Annotated in this window: 17 protein-coding genes; 13 read left to right on the forward strand and 4 right to left on the reverse strand. The window is 65.0% G+C overall.

The features are described from left to right. The first annotated feature begins 10 nt into the window (after positions 1–10). The 10 genes from ACFE6Z_RS13130 (at position 11) to ACFE6Z_RS13175 (ending at position 11,194) form a co-directional block, all read left to right on the forward strand. Positions 11–1,798: a gamma-glutamyltransferase family protein gene (locus ACFE6Z_RS13130; protein WP_375386139.1), complete on the forward strand. Its 1,788-nt coding sequence runs from the start codon at positions 11–13 to the stop codon at positions 1,796–1,798. Positions 1,799–1,824: 26 nt separating this feature from the next. Further along, on the forward strand, positions 1,825–2,325 hold the full coding sequence (locus ACFE6Z_RS13135; protein WP_375386140.1) for a VOC family protein: 501 nt from the start codon (positions 1,825–1,827) through the stop codon (positions 2,323–2,325). Further along, positions 2,322–3,305, forward strand: coding sequence for a thiamine pyrophosphate-dependent dehydrogenase E1 component subunit alpha (locus ACFE6Z_RS13140; protein WP_375386141.1), 984 nt, complete (start codon positions 2,322–2,324; stop codon positions 3,303–3,305). The genes ACFE6Z_RS13135 and ACFE6Z_RS13140 overlap by 4 nt, the downstream gene beginning before the upstream one ends. Then, entirely contained in the window at positions 3,302–4,327 is a 1,026-nt protein-coding gene (locus ACFE6Z_RS13145; RefSeq protein ID WP_375386142.1) for an alpha-ketoacid dehydrogenase subunit beta, read from the forward strand. Before ACFE6Z_RS13140 ends, ACFE6Z_RS13145 begins: the two co-directional genes overlap by 4 nt. Continuing rightward, positions 4,324–5,076 (forward strand): SDR family NAD(P)-dependent oxidoreductase, encoded by a 753-nt coding sequence (locus ACFE6Z_RS13150; RefSeq protein ID WP_375386143.1) that lies wholly within the window; start codon positions 4,324–4,326, stop codon positions 5,074–5,076. Before ACFE6Z_RS13145 ends, ACFE6Z_RS13150 begins: the two co-directional genes overlap by 4 nt. Before the next feature lie 36 nt (positions 5,077–5,112). After that, positions 5,113–6,276: a M20 family metallopeptidase gene (locus ACFE6Z_RS13155; RefSeq protein ID WP_375386144.1), complete on the forward strand. Its 1,164-nt coding sequence runs from the start codon at positions 5,113–5,115 to the stop codon at positions 6,274–6,276. Between the two features lie 7 nt (positions 6,277–6,283). Continuing rightward, a complete protein-coding gene (locus ACFE6Z_RS13160) occupies positions 6,284–7,960 on the forward strand; it encodes a PucR family transcriptional regulator (protein WP_375386145.1) in 1,677 nt (558 codons plus the stop codon). Continuing rightward, positions 7,957–9,693: an allophanate hydrolase gene (atzF, locus tag ACFE6Z_RS13165; protein WP_375386146.1), complete on the forward strand. Its 1,737-nt coding sequence runs from the start codon at positions 7,957–7,959 to the stop codon at positions 9,691–9,693. The genes ACFE6Z_RS13160 and atzF overlap by 4 nt, the downstream gene beginning before the upstream one ends. A gap of 66 nt (positions 9,694–9,759) precedes the next feature. Further along, positions 9,760–10,593, forward strand: a complete 834-nt coding sequence (locus ACFE6Z_RS13170) for a helix-turn-helix domain-containing protein (protein ID WP_375386147.1) — start codon at positions 9,760–9,762, stop codon at positions 10,591–10,593. A 133-nt stretch (positions 10,594–10,726) separates the two neighbouring features. After that, a complete protein-coding gene (locus ACFE6Z_RS13175) occupies positions 10,727–11,194 on the forward strand; it encodes a hypothetical protein (RefSeq protein ID WP_375386148.1) in 468 nt (155 codons plus the stop codon). A 452-nt stretch (positions 11,195–11,646) separates the two neighbouring features. Here ACFE6Z_RS13175 and ACFE6Z_RS13180 read toward each other — a convergent pair whose 3' ends face one another. The 3 genes from ACFE6Z_RS13180 to ACFE6Z_RS13190 form a co-directional block, all read right to left on the reverse strand. Beyond that, positions 11,647–11,925: a HigA family addiction module antitoxin gene (locus ACFE6Z_RS13180; protein WP_375386149.1), complete on the reverse strand. Its 279-nt coding sequence runs from the start codon at positions 11,923–11,925 to the stop codon at positions 11,647–11,649. Between the two features lie 15 nt (positions 11,926–11,940). Further along, complete coding sequence (locus ACFE6Z_RS13185) at positions 11,941–12,219, reverse strand: type II toxin-antitoxin system RelE/ParE family toxin (protein ID WP_375386150.1); 279 nt, start codon at positions 12,217–12,219, stop codon at positions 11,941–11,943. Between the two features lie 288 nt (positions 12,220–12,507). Continuing rightward, positions 12,508–13,446 carry an alpha/beta hydrolase gene (locus tag ACFE6Z_RS13190; protein WP_375386151.1) on the reverse strand — a complete coding sequence of 313 codons (939 nt, stop codon included), beginning with the start codon at positions 13,444–13,446 and terminating at the stop codon, positions 12,508–12,510. A gap of 80 nt (positions 13,447–13,526) precedes the next feature. Here ACFE6Z_RS13190 and ACFE6Z_RS13195 point away from each other — a divergent pair, with 80 nt between their 5' ends. Beyond that, on the forward strand, positions 13,527–14,135 hold the full coding sequence (locus ACFE6Z_RS13195; protein WP_375386152.1) for a TetR/AcrR family transcriptional regulator: 609 nt from the start codon (positions 13,527–13,529) through the stop codon (positions 14,133–14,135). Between the two features lie 20 nt (positions 14,136–14,155). Here ACFE6Z_RS13195 and ACFE6Z_RS13200 read toward each other — a convergent pair whose 3' ends face one another. Beyond that, positions 14,156–16,030 (reverse strand): glycoside hydrolase family 2 protein, encoded by a 1,875-nt coding sequence (locus tag ACFE6Z_RS13200; RefSeq protein ID WP_375386153.1) that lies wholly within the window; start codon positions 16,028–16,030, stop codon positions 14,156–14,158. A 212-nt stretch (positions 16,031–16,242) separates the two neighbouring features. Between ACFE6Z_RS13200 and ACFE6Z_RS13205 the strand changes: the two genes are divergently transcribed. Together ACFE6Z_RS13205 and ACFE6Z_RS13210 are read left to right on the forward strand one after the other, a co-directional pair. Next, entirely contained in the window at positions 16,243–17,373 is a 1,131-nt protein-coding gene (locus tag ACFE6Z_RS13205) for a carbohydrate ABC transporter permease (protein WP_375386154.1), read from the forward strand. Next, the gene (locus tag ACFE6Z_RS13210; protein ID WP_375386155.1) at positions 17,370–18,266 is read left to right on the forward strand and encodes a carbohydrate ABC transporter permease; all 897 of its coding nucleotides are present in this window, start codon (positions 17,370–17,372) and stop codon (positions 18,264–18,266) included. The genes ACFE6Z_RS13205 and ACFE6Z_RS13210 overlap by 4 nt, the downstream gene beginning before the upstream one ends. Positions 18,267–18,303 lie beyond the last annotated feature (37 nt).

Here is an 18,303-nt window from a genome sequence, read left to right on the forward strand (position 1 = left end):
GGACAAGGACATGACGATCAGCCAGGGTAGCGAATCTACCGGAGTTCCCAGCGGTGGCAGCGGCATGGGGGGCGGACTCGTCTCGGGTGTCTTTCCTCCAGCCGACGCGATGCGCCCCACTCTGTACGGCGAGAAATGGTCGGTCGTCGCCGGACACCCGCTTGTGACCGAGGTCGCCGCGTCAGTTCTGCGGCGCGGCGGCAATGCGACGGACGCCGGCGTTGCAGGCGGATTCGCGTGCCACGTCGTCCAAGTGGACATGGCGAACCTGGGCGGCATCGCCCCGATCCTCGTTCGCGAAGCCCGAAGCCACCGGGTCTTCTCCGTGGCCGGAGTCGGCACCTGGGGCCGAACGGCCACCCTGGAGGCGGTGCGCACGCGATTCGGAGACCACCTTCCGCTGGGTGGCGCGCCATCCATCGTTCCAGGGGCAGTCGCCGGGTGGATCGCCGCGCTGACCCGATTCGGCACCTGGAGCCTCGCCGATGTGCTCGCACCGGTCATCGAACTGGCAAGCGACGGCTTTCCACTCGATCCCCGCACCGCCGCGCATATCGCGGTCATGAGCCGCAGCTTTTCGAGATGGCCGTCGAGCGTCGACGTATACACGGCAGGCGGTCGCCCCCTCGACGCGGGAGTCCGGCTCGTTCAGCCGGCGCTCGGTCGATTGCTTCAGCGGCTGGTCGACGCAGAGGTACGAGCTCTCGAGACGGGCGCCGATCGCGCGCGGGCGCTCCGGGCCGCTCACGAGCAGTTCTACCAGGGCGACGTAGCGCGCACCATCGTCGATTTCGTCTCCGGCGCAGGGGGCTTCCTCGAGTGGGAGGATCTTGCCGGCTTCGAAGCAGATATCGAACCAGCACCGTCGGTGCAATTCGGCGACTGGGACGTGCACGTCACGCCCTCCTGGAGCCAGGGGCTGATCGTCGCCCAGGCTTTGGGCATCCTCGACGGTCTGCCGGTGCGCGAGCTCGATCCGGACGGCCCTGACTACCTCCACATCCTCGTCGAATCGTTGAAACTGGTGTTCAGCGAACGCGAGCGCGCTTATGGCGATCCACGATTCTCAGGTACGTCCGCAGCGGAGCTGCTCGATAGCTCTCATCTCGACGCGCTCCGAGACAGAATCGGGCCCGACGCCCTGCCGAACCTGCCGACTGCACCGCCCGCGGGTCCGCACCTTGGTTCCACGACGGCGCTGGTCGTGCTCGACGGCGATGGCGGATCATTCGCCGCCTCCCCGAGCGACACCCTCGATGGCGGCCCAATCATTCCAGAGCTGGGCATCATCTGTTCGCCTCGGGGCGTGCAGAGCCGACTCACCGCCGGCCACCCCAACGTCATTCGACCGGGTGGCCGCCCGTGCGTCACGCCGGCCGCGGTCATCGCGTTGGGCCGCCAGATCGCAGGGGCGGACGACCGGCGCGTGTGGGCCACGGCCTGTCCAGGCGGAGACGTGATCGTGCAGGCCATCACGCAAGTGATGCTCACGATGGAGATCTCGGACCTCACCCCGCAAGCCGCTGTCGAGAGAGCTCGGGTCTTCGGGATGAGCTTTCCGAGCGGATTCCATCCGCACCCTTCTGGTGAGCGCACGGTGTTCGTCGAGGCCGGAATTCCGAGGGCGACCGTGGCCGACCTGGCACGGCGCGGCCACCGCATTATCGACTGGCCGGCCAACGAGTTCGATGCGGGCAGCGTGCAGACCCTCATCGACGTGCGCACTCCCAGTGACGGCCGACGGCTCATCGCAGCCGGCGCCGACCCGCGCCGCACGGCCTACGCGCAGGCGCGATGAGCATCGATGAGGAGAACGAGGCACGGATGACGCACTCTGACGATCTCGCCACTTTGGGCCGGTTCGGGACGGCCCGGGGCTGGGCCTGGCACCACTGTGGTCTCGTGGTGGAAGACGTGGATCGCGCGGTCGAGTTCTACCGGACGACGCTCGGCTTCCAGGTCGAGTTCGAGGTGCGCGGCATGGACTCCCCGTTCCAGCGAATGGTGGGCGTCGACGGAATCGACTGCGATCTCGTGCAACTACGCGCGCCCCTCAGCCCCGTGCGCCTGGAGCTGATCACCGTGCGTGGGGTGCCGGATGGTCTCGACAGCCGGCTGCCGGTGCACGTCGGGGTCAGCCACACAGCGTTCCAGGTTGAAGACCTGGATGGCTCGGTCGCCTATGTCTGCGCCGCCGGGGGTCGGGCGGTGGGAGAGATCGTGGAGTTCGCCGAGGGCCGGGCCGTCTACTACTACACGAGCGCGGGAACCGTTCTAGAACTCGAGGAAGCGAGTCCGCACCGACACGAGGAAGGCTCGTCGTGATCGACACACTCGTGGACCGCTACCGCACGATGCGGCTGATGCGGGAATTCGAGCAGACGTGCCTTCGCGGTGTGGCCGAAGGGCACATACACGGTGAACTGCATGCCGGAATCGGACAGGAAGCGATCGGCGCGGGGATGTCGGGACACCTCCGCGACAGCGATGCGATGGTGAGCACCCACCGCAACCATCTGCACGCCCTCGCCAAGAACGTCCCGCTGCGCCCACTCCTGGCCGAGATCTTCGAGCGTTCGACCGGACTGTGCGGCGGGTTCGGCGGCCACATGCACATTTTCGACAAACCACGGAAATTCTCGACCACCGGCATCGTCGGCGCGTCTCTTCCGGTCGCACTCGGCCACGCCTACGCAGCGAAGATCAGCGCACGTGACGACGTCGCCGTCGCCGTCGCCGGCGACGGCTCGATAAACACGGGCGGATTCGCCGAGACCATGAACATGGCGGGCGTCCTGAAATTGCCCCTCGTCGTGGTCATCGAAAACAACGAGTGGGCCATCTCCGTGCCTTTTTCCGCCTCGAGCGCGACACCGACACTCGCCGAACGTGCGCCGGCATTCGGCGCGGTCGGGCTTCGAATTGACGGCCTCGACGTAGAGGCGGTCTCGGACGCATTCGGGGCGGCCGTGGCACGGGCTCGAGCCGGCGGCGGGCCGCAGATCATCGAGGCCATGTGCTATCGATTCCGTGGGCACTACGAAGGCGACCTCGACATGTATCGCGATCGCGAAGAGAAGGACCATCGGCTCGCGAACGCGGACCCCATGCTCCTGTGTCGCTCGCGGATTCTGCAGCGCACCCTGTTGACCGACCAAGAAATCGACCGCATCGACTCCGAAATTCGGGAACGGATGGCGGGTGAGCTCGCTGCGGTGCTCGACGATCCCTTCCCCGATGGGGCGACGGCTCGAGAGCACGTCTTCGCGTCCGACCTCGAACTTCATCCGGGAGCACGCGCATGAGCCCTGCAACAGCGGCGTCTTCGCTTCGTAACATCAACGTCTCCCAGGCGATCGCCGAGGGCATCCGCCTCGAGATGGAGGCCGACCCGTCGGTTCTGGTGATCGGAGAGGATGTCGGCCGCCAAGGCGGAGTGTTTGGCAGCACACGGGGTCTGCTCAAATCGTTCGGCGGCGATCGTGTTCTGGATACTCCCATCTCGGAGATGGCGTTCACCGGCATGGCGGTGGGGCTCGCCATCGAGGGGTACAAGCCGGTAGTTGAGATCATGTTCGTCGACTTCATCGGCGTCTGCCTCGAACAGGTGTACAACGCGATCGCGAAGATCCCGTACATGTCGGGCGGCGCAGTCAACATGCCCATCGTGATCAAAACGGCCGGCGGCGCGATCGGCTCGGCCGCACAGCACTCGCAGTGCCTGTGGGGGACGTTCGCCCACCTGCCCGGTCTTCGCGTGGTCGTTCCGTCATCACCGTACGACAGCAAAGGCATGATGGCGGCGGCGATCCAGTCTCCCGATCCTGTCGTCTTCATCGAGCACAAAGGACTGCTGCTGCAGAAGGCAACGGATTTCGACTACGGCGCAGCCGTCCCGAAAGAGCGCTTCACGGCGTCGATCGATCGGGCAGCCGTGTTACGCGAAGGTCGCGACGTCACGCTCGTCACACTCAGCGCGACGGTTGCGCCCGCGCTGGCCGCAGCGGAGCAGCTGCGCGGCGAGGGTATCGACGTCGAGGTCATCGACCTGCGGTGTGTCGTGCCGATCGATTGGGCGACCATCACGTCGTCGGTCGCCAAGACACGGTCACTTTTCGTCGTGGACGAGGACTACCTAGGGTTCGGGTTGAGTGGCGAGTTGGTCACCGGCGTGGTCGAACGATTGGGAACCCACGGTATCGACCGCATCGCCCGCCACGGTGTCGCTGACGTTCCTATCCCGGCCGCCATCACCCTCGAACGCGCGGTGCTCCCCGACCAACATTCGATCGCGTCCGCGATTCGCCGGATGGGGGTGGCAGCGTGAGCGCTCGCACCTCGATAGTGGTCGGCGGTTCTGGCGCGATCGGCGGCGCGGTCTGCGCACTGCTTGCCGAACGCGGGGATCACGTCGTGGTCGCCGACCTCCGGGGGGCGGGGGAGGTTGCCCGAAATCTGCCGGGCGCCGGACACGCGGCGGTGGATCTCGACATCACCGATCTCGAGGACGTCCATCGCGTTCTCGGGCCCGAGGGGATCCACCGTGGAGCAGACGCGATCGTGTACGCGGCAGGAGTCAACTACACCGGCCCGGTGTCCACGACGGACTGGGATGCCTACGACCGCCTGATGGCGGTCAACCTGCGGGGCGCGTTCCATTTGGGGCAGGCGGCGTCCCTCGATCTCGAGCGCGCGCCGCGACCGCTCTCCCTCGTCTTCCTCTCCTCCGTTGCCGGCCTGCACGGCGAGGGAGGCGGCTCCGTCTATGTCTCGACGAAGTTCGGGTTGATCGGGTTCGTCCAATCACTGGCATCCGAAGTTGCGCGATACGGCGCGCGCGCCAACGCTGTCTGCCCGGGCAACGTCGACTCCCCACTGCTCAGGCAGCTCGCAGCGGATGTCGCCGGCCACGACGGGGTCACCGCCGCTGAGAAACTGCGCGAGTTCGCCGGCGCCACGGCCTACAACCGACTGATCTCGCTGCGCGAAGTAGCCGAGGTCTGCGCATTCCTGGCCGCGCCCTCATCCAGCGGTCTCAGCGGCCAATCCGTCGTCGTCGACGGACCCCCGCTCTGACGAACCTCACCCCTCCTCACCAGCCAAGGACCTCGCATGATCAATCTCGACACCGTGATCGCAGACACTCGATCGCTCATCGCCGTCGACAGCCAGAATCCCGGCCCGCTCGAGGCGGAGTGCGCGGCATGGCTCGAGCGCCGGCTCACCGGAATGGGTGTTCCGGTGACGCGCCACGAGGTCGAACCCGGCCGAGACAATCTCGTGGCGACCATCAGCGGCAGCGACCCGCGCGCACCCCGACTGGTCATCCTGGCCCACATGGACACCGTGCCGATCGGGTCGGGCTGGACCTATCCGCCGCTCGGAGGCGTCATCGAAGACGGCAAGATCTATGGCCGCGGATCGTGCGACATGAAAGCGGGGATGGCGCTCGGCATCGGCTTGATCGAGGCTCTGGCGGTCAGTGCGACCACACCTCGCGCGGATGTGCTTCTCGTGATGACCGTCGACGAGGAAGCCCCGGGGATGCTCGGTGCCCATCAACTCGTTCGCGACGGTATGCTGCGCCCGACTGACCAAGTGCTCGCGCCGGAACCGACGGGGATGCGACTCCGGCTGGCGCAGATGGGACTGCGCTGGCTGACGCTGCGCGTCCACGGCAAGATGGCTCACGCCGGCAGAGCACACCTGGGTATCGACGCGAACCATCTGATGGCCCGGATCATCGACCGCCTGCGCATCGTCTTCGATGCGCTCCCGTTTGACGACGAACTGCTCGGTCGTCCCCGCTTCACATGTGGAACGCTCGAGGGCGGACTGGCGACGAACGTCGTGCCGCCCCTGTCTGAGGCGCAACTCGACCTGCGGATCGTGCCACCCCTCGTTCCCGAAGACGCCGTGAGAATCGTCGAACGCGTCGCCGATGCGGTGCTGGTCTCGCATCCGGCCGCACGGTACGAGATCGAGATGCTGGGCGCCGCCCGGCCACCGGTGCGCGCGGCGGAGGAATCGAAGATCATCTCCGACCTTCGCGCCGCCTATCTCCTACATGCTGGCGTCGAACCCCAGGTGGGCGGGGCCGACGGTCACGAGGCCTACACCGACGCATCCATGGTCGCGGCCCTCACCGGCAGCGTTTCGTGCACGGTGCTCGGCCCCGGCGCGACCGACCACGCCCACACGGTCGACGAATTCGTGCCGATCGCCGATCTCGAACTCGGCGCCAAAGTTCTGTGGAGCCTGATCGAGAGGTGGTGATGGCGCGATGAGATACCGTCTGCCGCGGCCGCAGCTACCCACCGTGGCCGAAGTGTTGGAACTGGACACTCTCGTGCGCGGTGATCCGATCGTCGTTGCGGGTGCCGCCGGCCTCGCTCGACACGTGCGATGGGTGCACGTGAGCGAGATAGCGACCATCGCGGGTCTGCTGCGTGGCGGCGAGATGATCTTGACCACGGGTATCGCGCTATCGAACAACACTGCAGAATTGGCGCGCTACGTTGATGGGCTCGCGGATGCCGAGATCTCGGCCATCATCGTCGGGCTGGGGCCGCGCTTCCAGCATCCACTCCCCGCTGCGATGCTCGCGGCAGCGGATCGCCATAGCCTGCCGCTGATCGCACTGAGACGGACGACGGCCTTCGTCGATGTCACCGAAGAAGTGCACTCGCTGCTTGTCGACGTGCAGGTGCAGGAGTTGCAGGCGTCCGAAAGCATCCACGTCATTTTCAGCGATCTCGCCGTGCAGGGAAGCAAGCCGCAAGCGGCACTGCACCAGGTGGCGCGGCTGTCGGGCTGCGCGGTCGTACTAGAAGACCTGACCCACCAGGTGCTCGCCTTCGACACGGGAACTAGAGACAAACAGGACGTGCTCGCCGAGTGGAACGAGCACACTCGGCGCGACCATGGAGCCCGTCCCACCGACTACGACCCCCGCACCGGATGGCTGGTCACGACGGTCGGTGCCCGAGGGGAGGACTGGGGTCGTCTGATCCTTATGGTGTCCGGCAACGCCAACCGCGTCGTGCGTGCCGAGTCCGACCCGTTGATGTCGCTGCCCAGAAGTACCATCATGCTCCTCGAACGGGCTGCCTCTACGCTGGCCCTCGGTCGCCTCCTCGACCGCGACCGCGAGGTCCTCGAGTTGCATACGCACCGAAGTCTGCTGACAGGCATGCTCTCCTCTGATCAGCTGACTCGCGACATCGCGCTCGAGTCCGCCGCCATCGGGGTGCCTCTCGACGGTCAGAGCAATCTGGCTCTCGCGGTGCGCCGGGCCCGAACCAGTTCAACCGATCCACTGGAACGCCAGGGTGACCTCCGCGCGCTCTCCGAGGAACTCGCCGAATTCCTGAGAGCGAAGGGATGTCCAGCCCTCGTCGGCCCGGTCGACGGAGAGACGGTCGGAGCGGTGGTCACATTGAATCGCACGATTGAAATCGACGAGTTCCTCGATCATGTCGCCGTCGCGGTCGGCTCCGGTAATAATGGCGGCCCGATCACCGGGGTGGCCGGCCCGACGGTCGGCGCCGTGGGTGCGCGCCAGGCCCTGGTCGAGGCGCTGGAAGTGGCTCGGGCCGCGAGCACGATCGGAACCGCGCAGGGGTATGTCCGTTCCAAGGACTTAGGACTCGACGGTCTGCTGGTATCCCTCATCGACGATCCCCGGGTTCAGCGCTTCTCGGAAAGCTTCATCGGTCCCCTCCTTTTGCACGACGAGGAGCGCGGCAGCAATCTGGTGGCGCTGCTGCGCCAATATCTGAACGCGGGACGCAACAAGACGGTCGCCGCTCGCATCGCATTCGTTTCACGACCCTGGATGTATGAGCGGTTAGCGCTGATCAGCAGTGTGCTCGACCTCGACCTCGACGACGAACGCAACTGCGTCACGCTGCAGGTCGCGCTGATGGCCTACGATCTGGCGGGGAAGAGGATTCGTTGATCACCAATGCCCTGGCCCCATCACTGGTCGACCGAGTACGGATGGCGCTTGCCGCCGTGGCCGACTCCGGTCGCCCCGAAGTGTGGATCACACTCCGCACCGAGGCGCAGGCTGTGGAGGCGGAGATGGAGATCGAACGCCGGCTCTCCGCTGGCGCTCACCTTCCGCTTGCCGGATGGCTCGTCGCCGTCAAAGACAACATCGACGTCCTGGGTCTTCCAACGACCGCGGGTTCGCCCGAGTTCAGTTACCTCCCGCAACGGTCTGCCACGGCGGTCGAACGGCTGGAACGGGCCGGCGCCCTCGTGATCGGCAAGACGAACCTCGACCAGTTCGCCACCGGGCTCGTCGGCACTCGCAGTCCCTATGGTGCGGTGCGTCACGCGACCGATCCGCTTCGCATCTCGGGCGGCTCCAGCTCGGGGTCGGCGACCGCGGTCGCGCTCGGCTTGGTGGATGTCGCACTGGGCACGGACACAGCCGGTTCCGGACGCGTCCCGGCGTCGTTCAACAATCTGATCGGCCTCAAACCCACACTCGGGCTGATCCCCAACACCGGAGTGGTGCCGGCATCCCGATCGTTCGATACGGTCAGCGTGTTGGCACCGAACCTCGAGGCGGCCGTGATCGCATTCAAGATGATGGCGGGGCCGGATGGTGTTGATCCGCGGGCGCGCACGTGGCCAGCAGACGTCGCCCTCGCATCCCCTCCGACTCCCCGGTTGGCAATACCGGATGCGTCGGGACTCGTCGCGCTCAGCGCAGGCGGGCGAGCGGCGTTCGCACGTGCTGTCCAACAGGTCACGCGATTCGGCGTGCAGACCGAAGAGATCGATATCGCTCCGCTGCTCGAGGCCGCGCTCCTTCTCTATGACGGAGCGTTGGTGGCCGAGCGATACCAGAGTGTCGGCGCGTTTCTGGATACCGAGCCGGCGAATGCCGATCCCACAGTGTCGGCCATCATCCGCCGCGCCCGGGATCTGCCGGCGTGGCGTTATGCGGAAGATCTTCGGTTGCTCGATGAGGCCAAACGCTCGGCATCCAAGATCCTCTCCGGCTTCTCGGCGCTTCTGCTGCCCACCGTGCCTCGTCACCCCACGCTCGCCGAGGTCGCCGACGATCCGCTCGGGGTCAATCGCGAACTCGGCACATACACGAACTTCGTGAACCTGCTCGATCTGGCGGCGGTCGCGATCCCTGCGGGCGACGCCGATGGCTCACCGTTCGGCGTGACCATCGTCAGCAGAGCCTTCGACGATCAGATCGGCTTCGACATCGCTGCGACCTTCTTGGGGCAGACCGTGGCCCCCCTCGTGATCGACGCCGGAACGGACGTCGCTGTCTTCGGTGCGCATCTGCGCGGGCAACCGCTTAATTCACAGCTCATCGAACTCGGCGCGCGTTTCATCGAGCCGATTCGAACGAGTGACTCGTATCGACTTTTCGCGTTGGACACGGTACCGGCCAAGCCAGGGCTGGTCGAGGTCAGGTCCGGAGAAGGAGCTCCGATATCCGGTGAGGTGTGGCGGCTGTCGCGCGGTGCGCTGGGTCGGTTTCTCGCCGCACTCCCCCGACCGATGTCACTGGGCCGGATTCTGCTCGATGACGGCCGTGACGTCGTCGGGTTCACCGCTTCCGCTGCCGCGACGGCGGAGGCGACCGACATCACCGACTACGGGGGATGGCGCGATTACCTGCGGGCGCAGGATCCACCCTCGAACCCGGCCGTGTGAGCGGCGATCGGGTGCGATAGGCGGTGATAGTGGGCAGGATTGGGGCCACTCCTTCGGGCCCTGCCTATGATCATTGGCGTGACAGTGACTGAGGGTTCGAACGCGGGCCACCCTCTCGGAGAATATCTTCGTGCGCGTAGAGCTCTCGTCAGTCCCGAATCCATCGGCGTCCAGCCTTCGTCACGGCGTCGGGTCGCCGGGTTGACGCGGGCGGAACTGGCAGTCGCCGCGGGTGTGAGCGTGGAGTACTACACGCGACTGGAGCAGGGCAAAGACCGGCGGCCCTCGGCTCAAGTGCTCTCCGCACTCTCGGCGGCGCTCGACCTGGACCCCTCCGCGACCGCATTCCTCGCGGAACTGGCCAGGGACAGCGTGACGGTGACCGACGCACCGAGTGTAGAGACGGTTCCCGCCGGCGTCCTTCAGTTGCTCTCGGTCTGGCGCAGTACGCCCGCCTTTGTGGTGGGTCGCTTTGGCGCGGTGCTTGCTGCGTCCCCCACCGTTACTCAGCTCACGCCGGCGTGTCGACCCGGGGGCAACATGTTCCGCGAGATCTTCCTGGCTGCCGACTCGAGGCGCCGCTATGTCAACTGGCACGACTTCACCGCGGTTCTGGTGGCGAGCCTGCGCTCGTCGGCCGGCCGCGACCTCGATGCGCCCGAGCTCGTGGAACTGATCGCCGACCTCCAAAACGCAAGCCCACGCTTCCGTGAACTGTGGGGTCGGCACGACGCGAGCCCGGCGGGTGGGGGGCACACCCTCATCGATCACCCGACCGAGGGTCGTATCGAGCTCCAGGTGCAGAACCTCGCGATCTCGGGAACCGAACTGACGCTCGTGGTCTACCACGCCGAACCAGGAAGCCCTGGCGAAGCCGCCATCCTCCGCCTCGGACGCTAGCCCTGGGACGCTGGCCCTGCGAGGACTACCATCGACTCGGCCACGACACTCTGCTGCGGAGTTTCTACCGTTGTCTCAGGCCCGAACATCGGGAAATCCGGCGTACGTCACGCCCGAACGAAAGGCATCACAAATGCGAATCATCCACCGCCGAGCCACTGGCTCACTCGTCGCCATCGCGACGATCGTGCTCTCGCTCACCGCCGTGGCGGGCTCGGCCCACGCGGCGCCGCTGCACCGCACGCCGCCCCCGCCCGCGCCGGTGGCGACATCCGCTCCTGCCCCCGCTCCGGCTCCGATCGCGGTGACCGGAACCGTGACCCATCTCGGGTCGAACTTCTCAGCCGGTGGTTACATTCCCGTCACCTACTCGGTCAAGACGGTCACGGCCGGCACTTATGCCGTGCGATACACGGTCAACGAGGCTGGCGGCGGCGTCAACACGACCGTCGACGGGGTGTCACTGAATCAGGTCCTCGTCGCTGCGGGCAAGCCCGTGACGACCAGCACCTTCAGGCTCAGCGCTGGTACGCACACGATCACCACCCAATCACCGGATGGCTACGGCGAGACCAGCATCGATCTGGTGCGCGTCGGCTGATGAGTCGCTGACCCGCACAGTTCCGGATCGCCGGCGCGTCACACGACGCGCCGGCGATTCCGTCGGCGGGGGCCGATCCGCTCCGCACACGCTCGATGTCCGTGATGGCTTCTAGATGGAAGCGACGGGAGTCCCCATACGATCTTCGACGAGCGCGGATGCAATGGGGTGCAGTGTCGTGACGAGGCTTTCGAACACGGCGCGGGCGTGATTTCCTGACCATTGGTCGCCTAGCAGTATCTCGGAGCTTCGACGCTGGCGGTGACGGTGGGATTTGAACCCAAAGAGGTTCGATCTATCTCAGTCCGTCGCTGCCCGGCAACTGCGGAATCCCGCGGATTCGAGCCGCTCAAGCTCAGCTCCCTATCCGTCTCGTTCCGGCTGAGTCCGTTCCGGATGTGGGCAGGATGTGGGCACGAGCTCCTTGGCTACGAACGATCGGTTCGGGGCGATCAGGCTACAACGAGTGGTCGCACGTCGTGCCCTTTACCATCAACCTCGCGGGCGAGGTCGTAGTTGGTCTGCAGCGCGAGCCACATGCGTGCGGTGCCGACACCGGCACGCTCGAGCCGCACCGCGAGATTCGGACTAACGCCAGCGTGCCCGTGGATGACGCGACTGAGGGCAACGCGAGAAATCCCGAGACGCGCCGCGGCCTCCGCGATAGTGAGCCCCAGCTCACCCAGCACATCTTCCCCGATGATTGCGCCGGGGTGCGGCGGGTTCTTCATCATGTTCTTCTCCCCTCAGTGATAGTCCTGATAGTCCACGAGTTCGACATCTTGCCCGACAAACCGGAATGTCACCCGCCAGTTGCCGTTGACCCAGATGGACCAATAGCCAGCCAGATCGCCTTTCAGCTCGTGAGCGCGATACCCAGGTATCGCGAGGTCTGGCGGCGCCTGTGCGACATCCAGCACGCCGAGGATGCGTGTGAGCTTCGGGGCGTGCGCCGGCAGCACGCCCTCCTTCGAACCGGAGCGATAGAGAGCGTCGAGGCCCTTATGGCGAAAGCTCACGATCACCAATTCACTGTATCGCGTAACGCCTCACGTTACAATCACCAAGCCATTGTGAGACTCATCGCTGAATAGGCGACCTGTTATGTGCGATACGCCGCCCCTGCGACGACGCTCAGGGCCCTCCACGTCGTGGAGATCGAAAGCGCTACGTCCAGTCACCCTCCGACCGACATCGGCATGCCTCCCAGGCAGATCTCGCGACTCGACCCTCTCCGATGAAACGCGCATCCACGTGCGGCTCTTCTGTCGGATTCGTCGCTCTTTGCGCCCAGTTTGATCTGCAGGCGCAGATCAAACTCGCGGATGGTGCTTGTCCAGGAACCTGCGCAGTTCGACGCTGACTTCCGCGTCCTCGGGGGCACCGGCGAAGCCGCCATGCGGCATCGCCTCGAATACGTGCAGTTCGGCATCCACGCCTTCCGCGCGCAGTTTGCGATGGAACCGCACGGCGTTGGAGAGGAACAGGTCGCGAGTGCCCGCCTGCACGAACGTGGGAGGAAAGCCCGTGACATCGCCGAACAGGGGCGACACGTAAGGGTGGGTCAGCTCGACGCCTCCGGCGTACAGCTGGTTGATGTCCCGCAGACTGCCGAGAGTGTTGCTCGCCTTCGCCAGAGTCTGGAAGGTGTCCCCCGATTCAGTGAGATCGACCTCGGGGCTCAGCAGCACCACCGATCCCGGCATAGGAAGCCCCTCATCCTTGATCCGTAGAATGACGGCCGCTGCGAGATTGCCCCCGGCCGACGTGCCCGCGATCGCGATGTCTTCAGGAGATCGCACCTCGAGAGCCGCACGATAGACCGCTAGCGCATCGTCGATCGCCGCAGGGAATGGATGCAGCGGCGGCATGCGATAGTCGGGTGCCCATGTGAGCATCCCGGATGCCAGGGCGTCAGGAGCAGTCATCAGCCCCGCCAACTCGCCGCCTCCGATGATGAATGCACCGCCGTGGAGGTCCACCAGAAGCGGCGTGCTGTCTTCGTCGTGCACTTCGGGTCCGCGGCTGACGTAAACCGGCACACCCGCGATCTCGCGCAGTTCGATGGTCACTGGCAGGTCGACCGCGCCGAATCGCTGAGCGACGCCGGCATTGGCGTAGGCGACCATCTGCAACCAACCCTCGGTGTCATCAAGCGGGGGATTCTGCCCTTGAGGAAGCGGAGCAGCCAGGACTGCCTGGGCGTGGTCGCTGAGGAAAGAAGGGATCGGGTAAGGGATGTCGCCGGGCATGTCATCTCCATTGGTGGGTTCAACACATTCAATACGACTCGTCTCGTTAATTCAAGAGCCACGACCTGTAACCTCTGCCCATGTCCGCTGCGACTGCTCCCGGAGTGCCGAAACGCGGTCGTCCCCGAGACGAGCGCGCGCGCACGGCCATTCTCTCCGCTGCGGCATCACTACTAGCTGATCGCGGATACGAGCGCGTGACAGTGGAGGGAATCGCGGCAGTAGCGGGCGTGGGGAAGCAGACGATCTATCGCTGGTGGCCGAGCAAGGCGGCCGTCATTGGCGAGGCGATCCTGGAGGACTTCGTCGTGGTACCAGACCTGTTACTCCCCCGCACCTTGGATGTCTGGGATGACCTGGAAACCTGGCTGAGAAGGGGCGAGGACGGATTCCGCGGATACAGCGGCGATGTCATCCGTGTCTCCGCAGCGGTGTCATCGGAGGACGCGTCGATGCTGGCACGCATGACGGCGAAATTCGCAGAGCCGACGCGCGCGCTTCTGTTGGCTCGCCTGCGCGAAGCGGTGGACGCTGGGCAGATCAACGACACGATCAAGCTCGACACCATCGTCACCCTGCTGCAGGCCGTGGTCTCCTACGCCAGCCTCAGCCGCGCCAACGACAATGTGGTCACGGATGCACTGACCGTTATCCGCTCCGCTGCCGAGAACCACCTTCGCGCGGGCTGATCACCAGATGTCGCCGCGCCTCACTCGGGCTGCGAATTGAGCACGGAACCGTCGAGTTGTCTTTCCTGATGGTGTTGCGCCTTGCGCTGGCTGCGCGCCGCAACGTCGTGGGGCTGCTCGGTCGGCTTTCTCGGGCGACGGTGGGTACTCGTGTCGACGGCGTCGCCTCGAACGATCGCAGCGACAACCTCCGGTTGAAGCTTTGGGGTCCGGGATGCGTCGGCCAGGCCATTTGACTCTTGACGGGTGTCGGTCAGCTGGGTGTAGCAGAAGCCGGCAAGGACGGGACTGGACTGCAGAGCCGTGAACAGGTTCCCCACAATCGATTCGAACTCCTTCGCCGATGCGGCGGTCGCGTAGCCCCAGGCGGTACCGTCGTCATGAGATGGGGCGAAGCTGATTCCGCCGAACTCACTGACCATGACCGGTGCGGTGCGGGATGGTGGATCCAAGAGACGCATGCGCCGACCGAGAGGACCCAGTCCCGAAAGCACCGATTCGAGGGCCGCGGCGTCGGTATAGCTGGCCGCAAGTTCTGGTCCGGTGACGGCATAGTCGTGGATACTCATGATGTCGGACTCGGTGTGTTCCCACCCGTCGTTGCTGATCACGGGCCGTGTGGGGTCGAGAGCTTTGGTGAGGTAGTAGAGGGCTTGCGCGTAGCTGAACTGAGCCGGGTCGTGAGAGATGTGCTGCACACCCCAACTCTCGTTGAGCGGCACCCAGGTGACGATCGACGGGTGGGAGCGATCTCGGAGCACGACATCGCTCCACTCCCTGACCAGCCGGGTGACCGCAGTGGTGGAGAATTCGAAGTGACTTGGCGCTTCTTCCCAGACCATCAGACCGAGGCGGTCGGCCCACATCAGGAAGCGGGGATCTTCGACCTTCTGGTGCACTCGGATCGCGTTGAATCCCAACGACTTGGCCAGTTCCACTTCAGCGCGGAGAGCATCCGCGCTCGGAGCGGCAAGATGACTTTCCGGCCAATACCCCTGTCCGAGTACGGAGCGGACGTAATAGGGGCGATCGTTGAGCATGAAGTGCCCGTGGCTTGTTCCGACGCTTCGCAGACCGAGGTAGGACGAAACGGTGTCCGCCTGGCCGGATGCGTCGGTGACTTCGACCAGGGCGGTGATCAGCCGCGGCGTCTCTGGGGTCCACAGAAGTGCCTCGTAGGCCTGCCCGTTGGTTTGTCTGTGTAGCGATATCGAGTTGCTGGAGCGGGGTTCTGCGGTCTCCCATTGACCGCCCCCGAGGACGACACCATCGTAAGACAAGGACACAGTAACGGTCACGGGCGCCGTCGGGCGCGCGGCCAGCTCCACCTCGAGGAGGACGCTCGCACGCGGCACGTCGGGCGACCAGTTCAGCCGGTCGATGTGATGGACCGGAACCGCTTCCAGCCAGACGGGCTGCCAGATCCCGGTGGTGCGTTCGTACCAGATGCCGTGTGGCGTTTCCTGCCAGTCCTGCTTGCCGCGCGGCTGACCGACATCCAGCGGGTCGTCCTCCGCACGAACGGTGATGACCACGTCACGTTCCGCCATCAACAAATCGGTGATGTCGAAGGAAAACGGAGAGTGTCCTCCTTCGTGTCGTCCTGCCAACCGCTCGTTTACCCAGACGTCGGCACGGTAGTCCACAGCGCCGAAGTGCAGGATCAGTCGGCGCCCGGTCGCGCTCCACCCGGCCTCCGCGATCTCGTCGGCCGAGAGAGTTCGTCGGTACCAGACCACAGGGTGAAATCCGAGCTCGCCGACGCCGGAAGCCGGCGATTCCGGAGGAAACGGCACGACGATCTGTCGCTCCAGATGAGCGGGAAATTCCTCGACGAAGTCCTCGTCGTACCCGAACTCCCAATCGCCGTCAAGACTCAGCCACGAGATCCGCACCAGCTGGGGCCGAGGGTATGCCGCGGAGAAAAGCGGAGGTACCGGTCGTTGTGCCATGCGGGTAATGGTGCCCCACCCCGCGGGAATTTGCAACGCGGCAAACGTCGAAAACTTTCGCCGCGACCAAACCGTTACTAACATACGGTTGACAACGGGCGCTGCTGCGTTCAATGTATGGACATTAGATTTGCTACGCAGCAAAGGAGTCAATGATGACGATGAACACGAGCACCGCGGTAGCCCCAGCGGCCACCGAAGGGGTGTTGCGGTCGCCGGGACGGGCACCCCGCGGCAATCGACGACGAAACCTCATCGACGGTGCGTTGTTCCTGGCACCTTTCATGCTCGTGTACGCGATCTTCCTGCTCGGCCCTGTCTTCCAGGCGATCTACATGAGCGGGTTCAACTGGGATCTCCTCAGCCCGATCCGCGAGTTCTTGGGTTTCCAGAACTACGTGCGCATGTTCGGCGGCACCGGCCTCACCTGGTCCGTCACTCACGACTTCTGGACTCGTCTGGTGGTCCTAGCTCTCGCCGCCGGCGGCTTATGGCTGTTGCGGAAGGGCTCGAAGGTCGTCAGCGGCGCGGTGATCACCCTCGGGGTGGCCTTGTGGGTTCTGATGGGCATCCACCCCGGGCCGGGTGGTTCATGGAATGACGAGATCTTCTGGACTTCGCTGCGAAACACCCTCGTGTTCACCATCGTCTCCACGCCTATTCTGATCGGACTGGGGTTGGCGCTTGCCCTGCTGGTCAATACGAAGGGACGCGGGCGTGCGGTGTATCGCGCCGCGTTCTTCCTGCCGTACGTGCTGCCCATTTCGGCGGTGACGCTGATCTGGAGCTACATGCTCAATCCCGACCGCGGGCTCATAGCCGGGTTCCTCGGGTGGTTCGGACTTGAAGGAATCCCCTGGCTCTCGGACCCGGCGCTGGCCATGCCGGCAATCATCGTCACCAGCGTCTGGTGGGGCGTGGGTTTCAACATGGTCCTCTTCCTGGCCGGCCTACAAGACATTGAGCCCGCCTACTACGAGGCGGCCTCCCTCGATGGGGCGAGTTGGTGGCAGCAGTTCCGTCACGTCACCGTGCCCGGACTGTCTCACGTGACGATCCTCGTGGCCGTGACCCAGTTCATCGCGTCCTTCCAGATCTTCGGGCAGGTTTACATCATGACCAGAGGGGGGCCCGGCACCGCGACCGTCGTGCTGATCCAGCACATCTATGAAACCGGTTTCAAGAACTACCAGCTGGGATACGCCGCCGCGATCTCGGTATTCCTGTTCGTTGTCATGGCAGCCGTGGCCGCCATCCAGTTCCGTGTGATGGCGAGGACCTCATGAGCACCCTTACCCCAACCACCACGACGCGGCCGGTCCCGACCGTGGCCGGCAACAGGCCGCGATCGGCACAGAAGAAGGGTCGCTCGGCTCGCTTCCATATCCTGCTCGTCGTCGCCGCAATTACTTGGCTGCTGCCGATGATCTGGATGGTGTCGATGGCACTCACCCCCAACGACGTCCTGCAGCGATCCTCCACCAGCCTGCTGCCCCGATCGGTGACGCTGCAGAACTTCCTGACTGTGCTGCAGGGCAGCGATATGCCCCGCTGGTTCCTCAACAGTGTCATCGTCAGCATCCTCACCACCGTCGTGACTGTGGTGTTCTGCGCGATGGCCGGCTATGCGTTCGCGCGCATAGCGTTCCCCGGCCGGCGGGTCGTTTTCGTGATCGTCCTGGCAGGGCTCATGGTCCCCAAGGAGGCGATGTTCATTCCGCTGTTCCTGATGATTTCCAGCGTGGACCTGCAAAACAGTTATCCGGCGCTGATCCTGCCCCGTCTCGCCGCGCCCCTCGGCGTCTTCTTGATGACTCAGTTCTTCAGTAAGGTGCCCCCGGAGATGGAGGAGGCCGCCCGCATCGACGGCGCCGGGCGCTGGCGCACCTTCTTCTCGGTGATGCTGCCCCTGGCGCGCCCCGCTATGGCCTCTCTGGCAATCTTCACCTTCGTCCTCACCTGGAACGATTATCTGTGGCCCCTGGTCGCCTCCACTCGAACCGAGTGGTTCACGATCACGACGGGACTCGCCTCTCTCCAATCCAACTTCGCATCCGCGACGAACCTCGGCGATCTGATGGCGCGGGGGCTCGTGGGCAGCCTGCCGCTGATCATTGTCTTCGTCATTTTCCAGAAGCAACTCATCCGCGGCATCACCCTCGGCAGCGGCGAGAAGTAGCCGCCCGGTCAGCACGTCACTCGATCCACATCCACCA

The organism is uncultured Microbacterium sp., assembly GCF_964244775.1.
Classification (GTDB): Bacteria; Actinomycetota; Actinomycetes; order Actinomycetales; family Microbacteriaceae; genus Microbacterium.